The organism is Microbacterium sp. USHLN186 (assembly GCF_037145155.1).
In the GTDB taxonomy this organism is placed as follows: domain Bacteria; phylum Actinomycetota; class Actinomycetes; order Actinomycetales; family Microbacteriaceae; genus Microbacterium.
Genome location: NZ_JBBCYA010000001.1, coordinates 239,614 through 256,329, shown reverse-complemented (window position 1 = coordinate 256,329; position 16,716 = coordinate 239,614). Strand labels below are relative to the sequence as shown.

12 protein-coding genes, 1 pseudogene and 1 riboswitch are annotated in these 16,716 nt (G+C 70.4%); of the genes and pseudogenes, 9 read left to right on the top strand and 4 right to left on the bottom strand.

Annotated features, from left to right (window positions below):
* Positions 1-80 precede the first annotated feature (80 nt).
* Positions 81-1,409, top strand: coding sequence for a glutamate-1-semialdehyde 2,1-aminomutase (gene hemL, locus WFG93_RS01165; RefSeq protein WP_336644482.1), 1,329 nt, complete (start codon positions 81-83; stop codon positions 1,407-1,409).
* Between the two features lie 86 nt (positions 1,410-1,495).
* Positions 1,496-1,945 carry a hypothetical protein gene (locus tag WFG93_RS01160; RefSeq protein WP_336644481.1) on the top strand — a complete coding sequence of 150 codons (450 nt, stop codon included), beginning with the start codon at positions 1,496-1,498 and terminating at the stop codon, positions 1,943-1,945.
* Positions 1,946-1,969: 24 nt separating this feature from the next.
* Here the strand turns inward: WFG93_RS01160 and WFG93_RS01155 are convergent, their stop codons facing one another.
* Positions 1,970-4,003, bottom strand: coding sequence for an ABC transporter ATP-binding protein (locus WFG93_RS01155; RefSeq protein ID WP_336644480.1), 2,034 nt, complete (start codon positions 4,001-4,003; stop codon positions 1,970-1,972).
* A 133-nt stretch (positions 4,004-4,136) separates the two neighbouring features.
* Between WFG93_RS01155 and WFG93_RS01150 the strand changes: the two genes are divergently transcribed.
* Complete coding sequence (locus WFG93_RS01150) at positions 4,137-5,195, top strand: enoyl-CoA hydratase/isomerase family protein (protein WP_336644479.1); 1,059 nt, start codon at positions 4,137-4,139, stop codon at positions 5,193-5,195.
* 120 nt (positions 5,196-5,315) lie between these two features.
* On the opposite strand, the gene WFG93_RS01145 is transcribed toward WFG93_RS01150, so the two are convergent.
* A complete protein-coding gene (locus WFG93_RS01145; protein WP_336644478.1) occupies positions 5,316-6,479 on the bottom strand; it encodes a glycosyltransferase family 4 protein in 1,164 nt (387 codons plus the stop codon).
* Positions 6,480-6,623: 144 nt separating this feature from the next.
* Between WFG93_RS01145 and WFG93_RS01140 the strand changes: the two genes are divergently transcribed.
* Both WFG93_RS01140 and WFG93_RS01135 read left to right on the top strand, forming a co-directional pair.
* A complete protein-coding gene (locus WFG93_RS01140; RefSeq protein ID WP_336644477.1) occupies positions 6,624-8,351 on the top strand; it encodes an ABC transporter ATP-binding protein in 1,728 nt (575 codons plus the stop codon).
* 26 nt (positions 8,352-8,377) lie between these two features.
* Positions 8,378-10,558 (top strand): ABC transporter ATP-binding protein, encoded by a 2,181-nt coding sequence (locus tag WFG93_RS01135; RefSeq protein ID WP_336645041.1) that lies wholly within the window; start codon positions 8,378-8,380, stop codon positions 10,556-10,558.
* A gap of 13 nt (positions 10,559-10,571) precedes the next feature.
* Here the strand turns inward: WFG93_RS01135 and WFG93_RS01130 are convergent, their stop codons facing one another.
* Positions 10,572-12,179, bottom strand: coding sequence for a D-alanyl-D-alanine carboxypeptidase family protein (locus WFG93_RS01130; RefSeq protein WP_336644476.1), 1,608 nt, complete (start codon positions 12,177-12,179; stop codon positions 10,572-10,574).
* Positions 12,180-12,253: 74 nt separating this feature from the next.
* Positions 12,254-12,363, top strand: a riboswitch (TPP riboswitch).
* Here WFG93_RS01130 and WFG93_RS01125 point away from each other — a divergent pair.
* From WFG93_RS01125 to WFG93_RS01115, 3 genes and pseudogenes are all read left to right on the top strand, one after another.
* On the top strand, positions 12,356-13,003 hold the full coding sequence (locus WFG93_RS01125; protein WP_336644475.1) for an ECF transporter S component: 648 nt from the start codon (positions 12,356-12,358) through the stop codon (positions 13,001-13,003). (Overlaps the previous riboswitch by 8 nt.)
* 2 nt (positions 13,004-13,005) lie before the next feature.
* Positions 13,006-14,499 carry an ABC transporter ATP-binding protein gene (locus tag WFG93_RS01120; RefSeq protein WP_336644474.1) on the top strand — a complete coding sequence of 498 codons (1,494 nt, stop codon included), beginning with the start codon at positions 13,006-13,008 and terminating at the stop codon, positions 14,497-14,499.
* Between the two features lie 155 nt (positions 14,500-14,654).
* Positions 14,655-15,404, top strand: a pseudogene (locus WFG93_RS01115) (energy-coupling factor transporter transmembrane component T family protein); the annotation flags it as partial.
* An 8-nt stretch (positions 15,405-15,412) separates the two neighbouring features.
* Here WFG93_RS01115 and WFG93_RS01110 read toward each other — a convergent pair.
* On the bottom strand, positions 15,413-15,775 hold the full coding sequence (locus WFG93_RS01110; RefSeq protein WP_336644473.1) for a DUF488 domain-containing protein: 363 nt from the start codon (positions 15,773-15,775) through the stop codon (positions 15,413-15,415).
* A 118-nt stretch (positions 15,776-15,893) separates the two neighbouring features.
* Between WFG93_RS01110 and WFG93_RS01105 the strand changes: the two genes are divergently transcribed.
* A complete protein-coding gene (locus WFG93_RS01105; RefSeq protein WP_336644472.1) occupies positions 15,894-16,670 on the top strand; it encodes an SDR family NAD(P)-dependent oxidoreductase in 777 nt (258 codons plus the stop codon).
* Positions 16,671-16,716 lie beyond the last annotated feature (46 nt).

The window sequence follows — 16,716 nt, the reverse complement described above, 5'->3', positions numbered from 1 at the left end:
GAGTTCATGCCGTCTGAGGCTCGCCTGAGCGACACGAACTCATACCGGAGCGAGGGGTGGTTCGAGAAGTGAGGAACACGATGACCGACCGCAACGACTCCCTGTTCGACAGCGCCCGCTCCGTCATCCCCGGCGGCGTCAACTCGCCGGTGCGCGCCTACGGTTCGGTCGGCGGGACGCCGCGCTTCCTGGCATCCGCATCCGGCGCGCGGGTGACGGATGCCGCCGGGCGGGAGTACATCGACCTCGTCGCCTCGTGGGGCCCCGCGCTGCTCGGGCACGCCCAGCCTGAGGTCGTCGCAGCCGTGCAGAATGCCGCCGCGCGCGGACTCTCCTTCGGCGCACCGACGGAGGCCGAGGTGGAGCTCGCGCAGCTGGTCACCGAGCGCGTGCGGTACGGCGACGCCCGTCCGATCGAGCGGGTGCGCCTGGTCTCCACCGGCACCGAGGCGACCATGACCGCGATCCGCCTGGCCCGCGGTGCGACCGGGCGCGACCTGCTGGTCAAGTTCGCCGGCCACTACCACGGCCACTCCGACGGTCTGCTGGCCGCCGCGGGCTCCGGCGTGGCGACCCTGGCGCTGCCCGGCTCCGCGGGCGTGCCGGCGCCGATCGCCGCGCAGACCCTCGTGATCGACTACAACGACCCGGACGCGCTCGCGGCGGTGTTCGCCGAGTACGGCGACCGCATCGCGGCAGTGATCGTCGAGGCCGCCTCGGCCAACATGGGTGTCGTCCCGCCGCTGCCGGGCTTCAACCGCCTGATCGCCGAGACCGCCCACGCGCATGGCGCGCTGATGATCCTCGACGAGGTGCTCACCGGCTTCCGAGTGCACCCCGCCGGTTTCTGGGGCCTGCAGCAGCAGGAGGGCGAGCAGTACCTGCCCGACATCTTCACCTTTGGCAAAGTGATCGGCGGAGGGATGCCGCTGGCTGCCCTCGGCGGCCGCGCCGAGGTCATGGACATGCTCGCCCCGGTCGGCCCGGTCTACCAGGCCGGTACGCTATCGGGCAATCCGCTCTCGGTCGCTGCCGGCATCGCGACCCTGCGGCTCGCGACACCCGAGGTGTACTCGCGGGTGGATGCCAGTGCCGCGCGTCTCGCCGCGGCACTTGATGTGGCGCTGACGGATGCCGGAGTCGTGCACGCCGTACCACGAGCCGGCAACCTGTTCGGCGTCGCCTTCCTGCCCGATGCGCCCCGCGACTACGCGCAGGCGCAGGCACAGGAGTCGTTCCGCTATGCGCCGTTCTTCCACGCCATGCGCGAGCAGGGAGTGGCCCTGCCGCCCAGCGTGTTCGAGGCCTGGTTCCTCACCGCGGCGCACGGCGAGGACGAGCTCGCGGCGATCGAGTCCGCACTGCCGGATGCCGCCCGCGCGGCCGCCGCCGCCTCCGCTTCCGCCTGAGCGCATGCCGGCGCGATCGGATGATCGTTGCGGTCCTGTGAGCAAGTCGCAAGCATCTCCCGCGTCGTCGCTGGCAGACTGGGGACATGGTGACGCTGCTTCTGGATCAGACGCGGCTCGAGGTCGTGCTGTCTCCGATCGAACGGGTGCCGACCTTCCGTCGTGAACCCCTGCGGATCGAGCGCGACCACATCACCAAGGTGCAGCTCACGCAGGACGCGTGGACCTGGCTGCGCGGCGTGCCCGGGCCGGGAACGCACATCCCCGGTGTGCTCGCCGCGGGAACCTGGAAGGCTGCCGAGACCACCGATTTCGTGCTGATCCGCCGCCGTCGTCCGAGCGTGGTCATCGACCTCGAGGGCGACCCGCAGTTCCAGCGCCTGATCCTGACGACGCGGCACGGCACGGCCCTCACCCAGGCTCTGCGCCTGGAGGTCAGCGACCACCCGGAGGACGTCGTCGACATCGCCTCGACGGCCCCGGTGCCCGTCGTCCGGCCGCGACAGCGACCGGTGATCCGTCCCCGTCCGGCCTGAGCGAAAGGCGCGGACCGCCGGCACTCAGCCGGCGCGGTGCTCCGCGTCGTCTGCGACGCCGCCCGAACCGGATGCGCTGTCGTCCTCCGACTGCCCGTGCGCGTCGTCTGCGGCCGACTCCCGCTCGCTCTCGCGGATGAGGTGCGCACGGTCGCTGCGCAGCGCGCGGGAGTAGGGGTAGTCCGGGGCAGGACCGTCGAAGAAGCGACTGGCAGCGTCGGAGAGGGAGGTGCGCATGGCCGCGAGTCGCGGGTCGTCGTCACTGTCGTCGACACTGTCATCATCGTCGTGCTCGCGCGTGAGATCGGGCGTCGCGATCGAGATGGCCTCGGTGGCCGGCGCGTTGCTGTCGGCGCCCTCGACGGTGACGGATGCCGGCAGGCCGGTGATCAGCTCCGTGAAGGTCGGCTCGATCGCCGCGCTCGGCAGCGTCACTGCTTCGGTCGCCAGTGGCAGCACGAGGGGCCGGGTCTCGTCGGACAGGTCGACGTCGGCGGGGGCCTTGGTGTCGGCCGCGTCCTCGGACTCGGTCGCCTCCTCGGACTCGGCTGGGTCCTCGGACTCGGCGTCGTTCTCGGACTCAGGTGCGGTCTCGGACTCGGTGTCATCATCCGCTTCCGGTGCACTCTCGGATTCGAGCGCGCTCTCGGAGGCCCCGTCGTCCTCCGATTCGACGTCGTCCTCGGAGTCCGGAGCGCTCTCGACGACGGCCGTCGGCGCTTCGTCAGCGGTGGTCTCCGAGTCCGAGGGAGAGTCAGCGCCCGCGTCGGCATCTGTTTCGGACTCCGCGCCGGCCGGGGGCTCGACCTCGGCTTCTTCCGGCGTGTCATCCGCGTCGGCGTCCGCCTCATCAGCGCCGCTTGCCTCCGCGTCATCGGCAGCAGCCTCCGGTGCGGCGTCGATCGGGTCAGCGCCGTCGCCGGGTTCTTCGTCAGCGACCGCACCGCCGACGGCCGCACCGGCGTCGACCACACCGCCGTGTGCCGCACCGGCGTCGACCGCACCGCCGTCGACCACACCGCCGTCGGCGACGACCGCGGCCGCACCGGCCACCGGTACACCGCTGGCGACGAGAGCGGTGTCCGCCGCATTCGTCTGAACCGCGTCGCCGGACGGGGCGTGTGCGACGGGGTTGGCCACCTCGTCCAGACGGGGGCTGTCCGCGCGCCGGCCGTAGACGAGATCGAGGAAGACCTCCTCCAGGCTCGGCGAACGCTGTTGCAGCAGGGTGAGCGCGACACCGGCGGCCGCGGCGACAGCGCCGACCGCGGCGGCATCCGATCCGCGCACGGTGACGCCTGAGCGCAGCACGTCGAAGTCCAGCTTCGCCGCGGAGAGCGCCGTGATCAACGGGGCGCGGTTCTCGGCATCCACCACCACCGCTCCACCCGACGACTCGGCCAGGTCGGCGATCGGTCCGGCGTGCACGGCACGTCCCTTCGACAGCACGACGACATCATCGGCGACCTGCTCGATCTCGCTGAGCACGTGCGACGACACCAGCACCGTGCGGCCCTCATCGGCGAGCCGCCGCATGAGCAGCCGCATCCAGCGGATGCCCTCGGGATCGAGCCCGTTCGCCGGCTCATCGAGCACCAGCACACCGGGGTCGCCGAGCAGGGCCGCGGCGACGGAGAGGCGCTGGCGCATGCCCAGCGAGTAGCTGCCCAGGCGGGTGTTCGCGTCGTCCTGCAGGCCCACCAGACGCAGCACCTCGTCGACCCGCGACGGCGAGATGCCGTTCGCCTTCGCGGCGAGCATGAGCTGACGACTCGCGGTGCGGCGGGGGCGGTAGGCCGACTCCTCCAGCACCGCGCCGACGGTGCGCAGCGGATTGCGCAGCTCGGAGTAACTCGCACCGCCGATCGTGGCGGTGCCCGAGGTGGCGCGGATCTGTCCGAGCAGGATGCGCAGCGACGTCGTCTTGCCCGCGCCGTTCGGGCCGAGGAAGCCCGTCACCGCTCCGGGCTGCACCCGCACGGAGAGGTCGGAAACCGCGGTCACCGCGCCGAAGCGCTTGGTGACCTGGCTGAATTCGAGCACCTGGCCTTCGGGCATGGCGACCTCTCCTGATCGGGACAATCTCTTCCATCTTCCCGGAAACCTGCGAGAATCGGCGCTTCACCTGCCGAAAGCGGCCATCCTCGTGAGCAAATCGGGCCAGATCGGCAGGCGGAGTAGCCTGGCAGGCGTGACCGATGCCGAAGCCGCCACTGTCCTCGTCCGCACCGAGAGTTCCCTCGGGCGCATCACGCTCAACCGCCCCCGCGCCATCAACGCGCTCGATCTGAGCATGATCGAGCAGATCACCGCCGCGCTCACCGCATGGGTGGACGACAGCGACGTGCAGACCGTGCTCATCGACGGTGCCGGCGAGCGCGGTCTGTGCGCAGGCGGTGACGTGCGCGCGCTCTACGACTCCATCACAAGCGGTCATCCCGATCACATCGCGCAGTTCTTCCGCGCTGAGTACGCCATGAACGCGCTCATCGCCGAGTACCGCAAGCCGATCGTCGTCTTCGCCGACGGGATCACGATGGGTGGCGGCATCGGCCTCGCCGGTCACGCCGCCGTGCGCGTCGTCACCGAGCGCTCGCGGCTGGCGATGCCCGAGACGCGAATCGGCTTCACGCCCGACGTCGGCGGCACCTGGCTGCTCGGTCAGGCACCGGGGCGGCTGGGGGAGTACTTCGGCCTCACCGGGCAGAGCATGAACGCGGCGGATGCCCTGTACCTCGGCTTCGCCGATCACTTCGTGCCGTCCGAGAACCTCGACGGGCTGCGTGATGCGCTGGCCACGCGCGCCGATCCGAGCACGCCGAACGAACTGACGCTGCTGTTCGACGAGACCCCGGAGCCGTCGCAGCTTGCCGCCGCCCGGGCATGGATCGACGACGCGTTCTCTGCGGACACCGTCGCGGAGATCATGCAGCGGCTGCGGGATGCGGATGTCCCGGATGCGGCATCCGCCCTGGCGACGCTCGAGGAGCTCTCACCCACCGCTCTCTCCGTGACCCTCGACGCCGTCCGCGAGGCGCGTGCGATGAGCGGGGTGCGCGAGGCGCTGGAGGGGGAGTACCGGCGGGTGATGTGGTTTGGGCACAACCACCCGGACCTGGTCGAGGGCATCCGGGCGCAGCTGGTCGACAAGGACCGGAACCCGAAGTGGCAGCCGGCCACCGTGGCCGAGCTTCCGGCTGATCCCGGCGCGCCGGCGCGCGCGTACGTGCCTGAGCCGGCCCTGTTCTGAGGCGGCTTTCGAGCACCGCCCGGTACGGGTGTCGGCGGAATGGACGGATGTCGGCTCGATGTCGCGGATTCGACCTGCACGCGTGCGATCTGCCGACATCCGTGGGCGGAAGCCCCGGCCTCAGCCGACTGAGGCGGCGAGCTCGAGCAGTCGAGCGACGTGCGCGGATGCCACGCGCTCGCTCGCGTAGGCGACGGCTGCGTCGCGCGGTTCTGCGAGCAGTGAGCGGTCCGCCTCGAGCCGCATGATGAGGTCGGCGAGCCCCTCGGCATCCGGTGTGGGGGTGCCCAGCGCCGCAGCCTCGAACTCCGTCGCGAGCACGGGGTCGCTGACGATCACCGGGCGCCCGTGCGCGAAGGCTTCGAGCGCGACCATCGGCTGGTTGTCGAAGCCGAGCGAGGTGATGAGGGCGGCATCCGCGGCATCCATCAGCTCGCCGACGCGTTCGCCCGGCACCGATCCGTGGAAGGTCACACCGGGCACAGGGCGATGCGTGCCGCCGGCCACGTCGAGGTGCACCCGCCCTTCGCCGAGCCGGTCCGCGACGAGACGAATCGCGTCGAGCGCGACGTCGACGCGCTTCTCGGGCGCGAAGCGCGCCACCCAGAGCAGGCGCAGCGGCCCGCCGTCGGATGCCGGGGGTGTCACCTGCAGCGGTTGCGCGACGTTCGAGAACGTCTCCACCCGCCCCGCACCTGCGTCGCGCAGCGCGGCGGCCTGATGCGTCGACGGGGACAGCACGATGTCGGCGCGCTCCGCGATGCGCAGCGTCATGGTGCGCAGGGCGTTGTTGAGCGGGTGGCTGCCCGTGGAACGACCGCCGCTACGGATGCCCGTGAGCCCGCGGTGCACGCGCGACACGACCGGCGCGAACGGCGCGAGCGCCGCCGGCGCGCGCCAGAAGAAGGTGTGCACGGTGTGCAGCGAGGGGATGCCGAGCTGCCGCGCCACGTCGATCGCCGCCGCCGCGAGCGCGAACTCGGAGTGCACGACGACCGCGCCGACGCCATGCCGGCGGATGGTCGCCGCGACCAGCGGCTCGAGATCGCGGGCGCGGCCGAGCAGCGGCAGATCGAGCACCGGGATCGTGCCGCGCCGGGGAGGGGAGACGGTGATGATGCCCTCGGATGCCAGGGCATCGGCATCCGGAGCCAGGACGATCACCTGCACGCCTTCGCCGGCGAGGGCCTGCGCCTGACGCATGAACGCGGTCTGCGCCCCGCCGAGGTAGCGCAGCGAGTAGTCGCACACCAGCAGCAGAGGGGCGGCGTTCTCGGAGGACATGGATTCGAGTCTAAAGCGGCCCTCGCGGCCACCTGCTTTCGCTGTCAGCGAAGGTCCCCCGAGAGGGGGATACGGATGTCGGCGGTTCGTGGCACTCTTTCTTGTGGCCGCTTCTCGGTCGCCCTTCTCTAAGGAAGTCCGCTCGTGCTCGGAAAGCTCCTCCTCCGCTACCTCAAGAGGTACCGGCTCCTGCTGCTGATCATCGTCGTGCTGCAGTTCGCCAGCGTGATGGCATCCCTCAATCTGCCCGAGATCAACGCCGACATCATCAACAACGGCGTCGCGAAGGCCGACATCGGCTACATCTGGAGCCGTGGCGCCTTCATGCTGCTTGTCTCGCTGGGCCAGATCCTCGCCTCGATCGTGGCGACGTTCTTCGCCGCGCGCATGGCGATGAGCGCCGGCCGCGACATCCGCGCCGACGTCTTCGCGCGGGTGAGCGGGTTCTCCGAGCGCGAGGTGTCGCAGTTCGGCGCCGGCTCGCTGATCACCCGCAACACCAACGACGTGCAGCAGGTGCAGATGCTGGCGATGATGGGGGCGACGATGTTCGTCACCGCCCCGCTGCTGGCCATCGGCGGCATCATCTACGCCATCCGCACCGATATCGGCCTCAGCTGGCTGATCGCCGTCTCGGTGCCCCTCCTGCTGCTGATCGCCGTGCTCATCATCGGTCGCATGGTGCCGCTGTTCCGGCGCAACCAGCGCAAGCTCGACGACGTCAACCGCATCATGCGCGAGCAGCTCACCGGCGTGCGCGTCGTTCGCGCCTTCGTGCGCGAGCGAGTGGAGGAGAGCCGGTTCCGTGATGTCAACACGGACCTGATGATGCTCGGTCGCAACATCGGCTCGCTGTTCGTGCTGATGTTCCCGCTGTTCATGCTGGTGCTGAATGTCACCGTCGTCGCGGTGATCTGGTTCGGCGGCATCGAGATCAACGCCGGCAACGCCGAGATCGGCACCATCTTCGCCTTCATGCAGTACATCGGCCAGATCATGATGGGCGTCATCATGTCGAGCTTCATGGCGATGATGATCCCCCGCGCCGCGGTCTCGGCCGAGCGCGTCACCGAGGTGCTCGACGCGGAATCCTCGATGACGCGCCCCGAGAACGGCATCGCCGACTTCCCCGCTCCCGGCTCGATCGCGTTCGAGGAAGTCGCCTTCACCTATCCGGGCGCCGAGGCGCCGGTGCTCAGTGGCATCAGCTTCCACGCCGAGCCGGGCGAGACGGTCGCCGTGGTCGGTTCCACGGGCTCTGGCAAGACGACGCTCGTCTCGCTCATCCCGCGACTGTTCGATGCCACCGGCGGGGTGGTGCGTGTCGGCGGGGTCGACGTGCGCGAGGCCGACGTCGAGCGGCTGTGGGCGGGGATTGGGCTGGTGCCGCAGCGGCCCTTCCTGTTCACCGGCACCGTCGCCTCCAACCTCCGCTACGGCCGCGAGGAGGCCACGGACGAAGAGCTGTGGAAGGCGCTCGAGATCGCGCAGGGCAGCGACTTCGTCGCGCAGATGCCCGACGGGCTGAACTCGCGCATCGCCCAGGGCGGCACCAACGTCTCGGGTGGGCAGCGTCAGCGCCTCGCGATCGCCCGTGCTCTGGTGCACCAGCCGAAGGTGCTCGTGTTCGACGACTCGTTCTCGGCACTCGACCTCACCACGGATGCCCGGCTGCGCCAGGCGCTCTGGCGAGAGCTGCCCGAGGTGACCAAGATCGTCGTCGCGCAGCGCGTGTCGACCATCACCGACGCCGATCGCATCGTCGTGCTCGAGGGCGGCACCATGGTGGCGGTCGGGACCCATGCGGAGCTGCTGGAGAGCAGCACCACGTACCGCGAGATCGTCGAGTCGCAGCTGGGGGTGGACGCGTGAGCGGGCAGAGCACGGCGCAGGTCGAGATGACCGACGCCGAGAAGGAGGAAGCCGAGCTCGCCGAGAAGGCGCGCCTCGAGGGCGGCGGCATGTTCTCCGGCCCCGCGCCCGGCAAGGCCGATCACTTCGGGCCCAGCTTCCGGCGGATGATCGGGCTGCTCAAGCCATCGGCGTGGTGGTTCGCGCTGGTCTCGTTCTTCGGAGCGGTCGGCGTCGTGCTCGCCGTCGCAGCGCCCAAGGTGCTCGGCGAGGCGACCAACGTCGTGTACGAGGGCTTCGTCTCGCACATCCTCGCCACGGGCTTCGGCGACTTCCCGGGCTTCCCGCGGGGCACCAGCAAGCAGCAGGTGGTCGACGCGCTGCGCGGTGCCGGGCAGGACGACTTCGCCAACATGGTCGGCGCCATGGACAGCTTCCAGGTCGGCGCGGGAGTCGACTTCGAGCGGCTGCGCATGATCATCGTCGCCGTGCTGGCGATCTACGTCGTCTCGGCGATCCTCAGCTGGCTGCAGGGCTACGTGATCAACGTGATCATGGTGCGCACCATGTGGCGTCTGCGCGAGGACGTGGAGGCGAAGATCAACCGTCTGCCGCTGTCGTACTTCGACAAGGTGCAGCGCGGCGAGCTGATCTCGCGCGTCACCAACGACATCGACAACATCACCCAGACCATGCAGCAGTCGCTGTCGGGTGCTCTGACCAGCGTGCTCACAGTGGTCGGCGTGCTGGTCATGATGTTCTCGATCTCCTGGCAGCTGGCGCTGGTCGCCCTCGTCTCGCTGCCCCTGATGGGCGTCATCTTCGGCGTCATCGGCCCCCGCTCGCAGAAGGCCTTCGGCACGCAGTGGCGCAAGGTGGGCCGTCTGAACGCGCGGGTGGAGGAGGCCTTCTCCGGTCACGCGCTGGTCAAGGTCTTCGGTCGTGAGAAGGACGCGCTGCAGAGCTTCCAGGCCGAGAACGAGGAGCTGTTCCAGGCGAGCTTCAAGGCGCAGTTCCTCTCCGGCATCATCATGCCCGCCATGATGTTCGTGGGGAACCTCACCTACGTCGGCATCGCCGTGCTCGGCGGACTGATGGTCGCGGGCGGCAACCTGCGTCTGGGCGACGTGCAGGCGTTCATCCAGTACTCGCAGCAGTTCAGCCAGCCGCTCAGCGAGCTCGGCGGCATGGCCGCCGTCGTGCAGTCGGGTACGGCATCCGCCGAGCGGGTGTTCGACTTTCTCGACGCGGACGAGCAGGCGCCGGATGCCGAGTCCACGCCCTCCCGCCCTTCGGCAGGCTCAGGGAACCAGGTCAGCGGCGGCGTCATCGAGTTCCAGGACGTCGCGTTCTCGTACACGCCGGACCGGCCGCTGATCACCGACCTGTCGTTCCGAGTGAAGCCCGGCCAGACGGTGGCGATCGTCGGCCCGACCGGTGCCGGCAAGACCACGCTGGTGAACCTCATCATGCGGTTCTATGAGCTGAACTCGGGGCGCATCCTGCTCGACGGGCAGGACATCGCCGAGATCAGCCGGGACGAGCTGCGCTCGCGCACCGGGATGGTGCTGCAGGATCCGTGGCTGTTCGCGGGATCCATTCGCGAGAACATCCGCTACGGCAAGTCCACCGCGACCGATGACGAGGTGATCGCGGCGGCGACCGCGACGTACGTCGACCGCTTCGTGCACGCGCTGCCCGAGGGGTACGACACGGTGCTCGATGAGGACGCGTCGAACGTCTCGGCGGGGGAGCGGCAGCTGATCACGATCGCCCGCGCTTTCGTGTCGCAGCCGTCGATCCTCATCCTCGACGAGGCCACCAGCGCCGTCGACACGCGCACCGAGCTGCTGCTGCAGAACGCCATGGCCGCGCTGCGCGCAGGGCGGACCTCCTTCGTCATCGCGCACCGGCTCTCGACCATCCGCGACGCCGACCTCATCCTCGTGATGGAGCACGGCGACATCGTGGAGCAGGGCGACCACGACGAGCTGATCGCCCGCCGCGGGGCGTACTGGCGGCTGTACCAGTCGCAGTTCGAGCAGGCGGCGACCGACATCGACGCCGAGGAGTCGCTGACCGCCGCGACACCCGTGCACGTTGCCGATCGAGCCGACGACGCGGCGGAGGCGGCTGCCGAGGAGGCCGTCGCAGAGGCGGCGGATGCGAAGCGCCTGGCGGAGGCGGTGCGGGGCGCGGAGACGACGACGTCCGAGCCGCGCGACTGATCCCGCCGGCCGGTCAGTCCTTGTCGAGGCCGAACAGCTCGAGAGGATGCGTCAGGCGCCACCAGGCACTGGGAGCGGGGACGTCGTCGGCGAGAGACACCGACGACTGGGCGGTGTTCAGCGGACCCTCCGCCGTGAGGGTGCCCACGGTCGACCCCGCCGCGGCGCGCTCGCCGAGAGAGAACTCGGTCGAGGCGCTGCCGGGGGCGCCGTTCCAGAGCACGAGGGGCACGTCGGCATCCGTCACGACATCCACACGCTCGCCCCACTCGGTGCGCACCTGCCCGACGACGGTGCCGGCCGGCACGGCCGGTTCCTGCGCGACGAGGTCGGCCTCGACGCCGGCCAGCAGCGCGCGCGTGGCGGCGATGCGGTCGTCGTTGCTGTCCTGACCGAGCACCGACGTGTACACGCGCACGGTGGTGTCGCCCACGCGCACATCCTTGGCGGTGAGCAGGTTCCAGTGCTCGAGGGTGCCGGTCTTCACGCCGACCACCCCCGGATCCTCCAGCATCTCGTTCGTGTTCGTCACCACGCCGACGCCGGGGATCTCCGCGGTGCGGGTGGCGACGATCTCGGCGAACACCGGGTTCGCCATCGCGAGTTCGCCGATCCGGATCAGCGACGCCGGGCTGGCGACGTTCTGCTCGCTGAACCCGGAGGGCGACTTCAGCGTCACATCCGTGATGCCGCGGTCATTCAGCCATCGCTCGGCCGCCTCGGCGAAGCCGCGTGGCGAGCCCCACAGCTCCTCCGCCAGGCGGTCGATGTAATTGTTCGCCGAGCCGAGCAGGATGCCCTGCAGCATCTGATACTCCGTCAGGCTGCCGCCGACCGGCACATCGAGGGACGACTGGTCGCTGCTGCGATAGCGCCAGTAGTCCAGCGTGTCGGCGTAGGTGAACGAGAAGCTCGGCCCCTGCTCGCCGACCTTCATCGGCAGCTCGTCGAGCACCATGAGCACGCTGACGACCTTGGTGATGCTGGCGATCTCGCTCGGCGTGCTCGTCGACGCGACCGTGGGGATGCCGGGGATGCCGACGGCCGCACTTCCCGTGGCGGGCCAGGCGACGCTCGCGGGAGGTGCCGGCGCGATCTGCACCGAGGACGCCTGCACGGTGGGGGCGATCTCGTCCAGTGACCACAGCAGCGTGGTGGAGACGTACCCCGCGCAGAGGGCGGCGACGATCCCGACTGGCACGAGGATGCGCGGACGCCGCCACTCCGGGGTCAGCGCGGCGCCGGCGAACAGGTCAGCGGTGGCAGGCGCCTCCCCGGGCTCCGCGAGCACGCTGTCGGCGGCGAGCCAGGTGAGCGCCGTCGGCGGGCGCGCCTCATCCGCCCACACCCGGCGCACCGGAGCGACGACCGACCCGTCCGCGGACTCGTCGGCGGACTCGTGTGCGGACTCCTCGGCGATCACGGGGTCGTTCGCAGGGTCGATCGCGGGATCGGTGGCGGTCACTGCCTCAGTATCGCGGGTCGTGGCCAGCTCCGGACCGAGGCTGTCGCCGAACATCGGCAGCGCGCCGCCGGCATCCACACGGGCACCGCGCGAGCGCCCGCGTTCGCGCAGCGTGCGACGCGTGACCGAGCGCGTCGATTCCGGAGTGGTGCCCACCCGACCACGGTACAGGGCCGTTGTTTCGGCAGGCGAAACAGTCCGCCCGAGCCGCACCGGCGGGGCTATGATCGAGCCATCACCACGGGAGTCCGGTCAGCCGGGCTGAGAGGAAGCGACACGCGCTTCGACCGTTGAACCTGATCCGGATCATGCCGGCGCAGGGAGGAGTTCATATGAGTACGTCCACGTCTGCATCCGTCGCCGCGAACACCACCACCGCCTCAGCCGCACCGAATCTGCGCTGGCGAGTCGTGGACATCGTCGTCGCCGCGGTGCTGGGAGTCGCGACAGGCCTGATCTTCTGGGCCTGGAACATCATCGGCGGCGCGTGGTGGGGAGCGGCGGACGCTCTCACGCCCGGGTTGGGCGGCATCGCGGTCGGGATCTGGCTGATCGGCGGCGTGATCGGCGGGCTCGTGATCCGCAAGCCCGGTGCCGCGCTCGTCGTCGAAGTGGTTGCCGCGATCATCTCCATGCTGATCGGCAACGTGTGGGGTGTCTCGACCGTGCTCTCCGGCCTCGTGCAGGGTCTCGGGGCCGAGCTGATCTTCGCGCTCTTCCTGTACCGCCGCTTCGGTGTCATCGTGGCGGCACTCGCCGGGATCGGAGCAGCGGTGGCCGCCTGGATCTTCGAGATGTTCTACGGCTCCTCGCCGAACTTTCTCAAGAGCATCGAGTTCAACCTGATCTACCTCGGCACGCTGATCGTCTCGGGCGCCGTGCTCGCCGGGGTGGTCGGCTGGATGCTGGTGCGCGCACTCGCCGCGACCGGCGCGCTCAGCCGTTTCGCGGCTGGCCGGGAAGTGCGCCAGGAGGTCTGAGGATGTCCTCCCCGGCCCGCGTCACCGCGAACGGGTGGGGCTGGCGCTATGCCGGCCGGCGACTGCCCGCGGTGAGCGATGTGTCCTTCGCCATCGAGCCCGGCGAGCGGGTGCTGCTGCTGGGCGCCTCGGGCGCCGGCAAGTCGACGCTGCTCGCCGGACTCGCCGGAGTGCTCGGCGACGCCGACGAGGGTGAGCGCGCCGGCGAGCTGCTCGTCGACGGCGCCGCCCCGGAGTCGCGTCGGGGGGCGGTCGGCCTCGTGCTGCAGGACCCGGATGCCGGCGTGGTGCTCTCGAAGGTGGGCGACGATGTGGCGTTCGGCTGCGAGAACATCGGCGTCCCCGCCGCGGAGATCGGCGACCGCGTGCAGACCGCGCTCGACGCTGTCGGACTCGAGGTGCCGCTCGACCGGCCGACCAAGGCGCTCTCGGGCGGGCAGAAGCAGCGGCTGGCCCTCGCCGGCGTGCTGGCGATGCGGCCCGGGCTGCTGCTGCTCGACGAGCCGACCGCGAACCTCGACCCGGAAGGGGTGCACGAGGTGCGCGCCAGCGTGGAGCGCGTGCTGGATGCCACCGGCGCGACGCTCATCGTCGTCGAGCATCGCACCGAGGTCTGGCTCGACCTGCTCACGCGGGTGATCGTTCTCGCCGCTGATGGCGGGCTGCTGGCGGACGGTTCCCCGCAGCGCGTGTTCGGTGAGTACGGCGACGCGCTGGCGAAGGCCGGGGTGTGGGTACCGCACCACGAGATCGATCTGCCGTGCCTGCCCGCCACGCAGAGCACCCCGGTCGTGCTCGAGGCGACTGGGCTGTCGGTCTCGCGCGACGGGCGCACGCCCGTGCAGTCCGGGTTGGAGGTCGGCATCCCGCGTGCGGCCGCGACCGTGATCACCGGGCCCAACGGCGCCGGAAAGTCCACCCTCGCTCTCACACTGGCCGGCCTGCTGCCCGAGAAGGCGGGCGAGGTGCGCGCGGCGGCCGACCTCGCCGGGCGTTCCGGGCGGCGCCCGTGGCGGTGGAGTTCGCGTGAACTTCTCACGCGGATCGGCACGGTGTTCCAGGAGCCCGAGCACCAGTTCCTCGCCAGGACCCTGCGTGAGGAGCTCGCGGTCGGTCCGCGAGCGCTGGGGCTCTCAGCGACTCAGGTGGACGGGATCGTCGACGATCTGCTCGAGCGGCTGCAGCTCGCGCCGCTCGCTCTCGCGAACCCCTTCACTCTCAGCGGCGGCCAGAAGCGCCGACTGTCGGTGGCCACGGTGCTCGCCGCGGCACCCGAGGTGCTCGTGCTCGACGAGCCGACCTTCGGTCAGGACCGACGCGGCTGGATCGGCCTGGTCGAGCTGCTGCAATCCGAGGTGACCGCCGGACGAACCGTGGTCGCCGTCACCCACGATGAAGCCGTGGTGCGGCACCTGGGCGCGCACCGCCTCGCGCTCGCCCCTGTCGGCGCCGAGGGGGAGCGCGCCGCGGCCGCACACGCAGGAGGGGCGCGATGAGCAGGATCGCGGATCACGCTGCCGCGGCCGCTTCGGCTGCTTCGACTGCTTCGACTGCTTCGACTGCTTCGGGCGGTTCGGGTGCTTCGACTGCTTCGGGCGGTTCGGGTGCTTCGACTGCTTCGGGCGGCTCGGGTGCCGACCGGCCCCACACCTGGCTCGACGGGGTGAACCCGGTGACGAAGGTGGTATTGGCACTGCTGCTTTCGGTGCCGCTGTTCGCCTCGATCGACCCGGTGAGCGCGCTGGTCGCGATCGCGCTGCAGCTGCTGTGCCTGCCGCTGACCGGCCTGCCCGTGCGCACCGTGCTGCTGCGGCTGCTGCCGATCGCGGTGTTCTCGCCGATCGCCGGCGTCAGCATGCTGCTCTACGCCGAACCCGAAGGACGGGTGTTCTGGCAGTTCGGCTTCGCTGCGATCAGCGAGGGCTCCATCGCGCTCGCCGTCGCGGTCACCCTGCGTGTGATCGCTCTCGGGCTGCCGACCATCCTGCTGTTCGGGCGCACCGATCCGACCGAGCTCGGCGACGCGCTGGCGCAGGTCGCGCATCTGCCGAGCCGGTTCGTGCTGGGCGTGCTGGCGGGGGCGCGGATGCTGGGACTCTTCCTCGACGACTGGCGCACCATGGCGCTCGCGCGCCGGGCTCGCGGTGTAGGTGATCGGGGTGCGCTGCGCCGGTTCTTCTCGATGGCGTTCGTGCTGCTCGTGTTCGCGGTGCGCCGGGGCACCAAGCTGGCGATGGCCATGGAGGCGCGCGGCTTCGGCTCTGGCATCCGACGCACCTGGTGGCGACCATCCCGGCTGCATCCGCGTGACGCGCTGGCGCTGCTGGGCGGGGCGGCGATCATGACGATCGCGATCGTCGCGGCCGTCGCGGCTGGAGTCTTCCGCTTCGTCTGGACCTGAATCGAAAGTCAGCCGAGTCGCTCGCGCAGCACATCCGCCAGCACTACCGCGTGATTGTGCTCGGTGTCGTGCAGCGCGTACACGAGGGTGACAATGGGCCGGCCCCGCAGCTCATCCACCAGCGCCTGCAGCGCGTCGGCGCTCTCGTGCTCCAGCTGCGCTCGATAGCGCTGCGCGTGCACATCGAAGCCGGCCTCGGGCGCCGCATGCCAATCGTGGCGCAGCTCGACGCTGGGCGCGACCTCCTTCGCCCACAGGTCGATCGCTGCGCGCTCCTTCGAGACACCGCGCGGCCAGAGTCTGTCGACGAGCACCCGGAACCCGTCGTCCGGAGAGGGGGTGTCGTAGGCTCGTCTGCGACGGAGTTCCATGTCCCCAGCATCCTCCCGCCGCGGCGATCCCGCCAGCGGGAGATACTCGAGGTCACATATGCTGAGACTCAGTCGCAGTGGTGGCCGACCGCCGCCGCACCGTTCGAAGGAGAACACGATGCAGATCTCTGGACAGGGCGCGCTGATCACCGGCGGTGCCAGCGGCCTCGGACTCGCCACCGCCCGCCGGCTGTCCGCCGCCGGAGCGCGGGTCGCCATCATCGACCTGCCGAGCTCCGCCGGTGAGCAGATCGCCGCCGAGCTCGGCGGGCTCTTCCTGCCGGCCGATGTGACCAGTTCCGAGCAGATCGCCGCTGCGGTGGCATCCGCACACGCCGTCGCGCCCCTGCGCGTGGTCGTGAACTGCGCCGGCATCGCGCCGCCGGCGAAGGTGCTGGATCGCGACGGCAATCCCGCCGACCTCGCCGGCTTCGAGCGGATCATCCGGATCAATCTCGTCGGCACCTTCAACGTCATCTCCCAGGCCGCCGCCGTCATGGCACAGAACGCGCCATCGACAGCCGCAGAGGGCCAGCCGGGCGACCGGGGCGTGATCGTCAACACCGCGAGCGTTGCCGCGTTCGATGGTCAGATCGGGCAGCCGGCGTACTCCGCATCGAAGGGCGGCGTGCACGCGATGACCCTGCCCATCGCGCGCGAACTCGCGCGCCACCGCATCCGGGTCTGCACGATCGCGCCCGGGATCATGGAGACGCCGATGCTCGCCGGGCTGCCGCAGGCCGCGCAGGACTCGCTCGGTCAGCAGGTGCCCTACCCCTCGCGCCTCGGTCGGCCCGACGAGTACGCCGCCCTCGTCGAGCACATCGTCGCCAACGGCTACCTCAACGGCGAGACGATCCGCCTCGACGGTGCGATCCGGATGGCCCCCAAGTGACCCCGCCTCTCGCTCCGGTATGAGTTCGAGTCGCCTGAACAAGGAT

What these genes read in the sequence shown, in the direction of transcription:
- WFG93_RS01155 (WP_336644480.1), bottom strand. Translation starts at nt 4,003, where the DNA reads ATGCCCGAAGGCCAGGTGCTCGAATTCAGCCAGGTCACCAAGCGCTTC.
- WFG93_RS01135 (WP_336645041.1), top strand. Translation starts at nt 8,378, where the DNA reads ATGACCGACGCCGAGAAGGAGGAAGCCGAGCTCGCCGAGAAGGCGCGC.
- hemL (WP_336644482.1), top strand. Translation starts at nt 81, where the DNA reads ATGACCGACCGCAACGACTCCCTGTTCGACAGCGCCCGCTCCGTCATC.
- WFG93_RS01160 (WP_336644481.1), top strand. Translation starts at nt 1,496, where the DNA reads ATGGTGACGCTGCTTCTGGATCAGACGCGGCTCGAGGTCGTGCTGTCT.
- WFG93_RS01125 (WP_336644475.1), top strand. Translation starts at nt 12,356, where the DNA reads ATGAGTACGTCCACGTCTGCATCCGTCGCCGCGAACACCACCACCGCC.
- WFG93_RS01145 (WP_336644478.1), bottom strand. Translation starts at nt 6,479, where the DNA reads ATGTCCTCCGAGAACGCCGCCCCTCTGCTGCTGGTGTGCGACTACTCG.
- WFG93_RS01105 (WP_336644472.1), top strand. Translation starts at nt 15,894, where the DNA reads ATGCAGATCTCTGGACAGGGCGCGCTGATCACCGGCGGTGCCAGCGGC.
- WFG93_RS01110 (WP_336644473.1), bottom strand. Translation starts at nt 15,775, where the DNA reads ATGGAACTCCGTCGCAGACGAGCCTACGACACCCCCTCTCCGGACGAC.
- WFG93_RS01120 (WP_336644474.1), top strand. Translation starts at nt 13,006, where the DNA reads ATGTCCTCCCCGGCCCGCGTCACCGCGAACGGGTGGGGCTGGCGCTAT.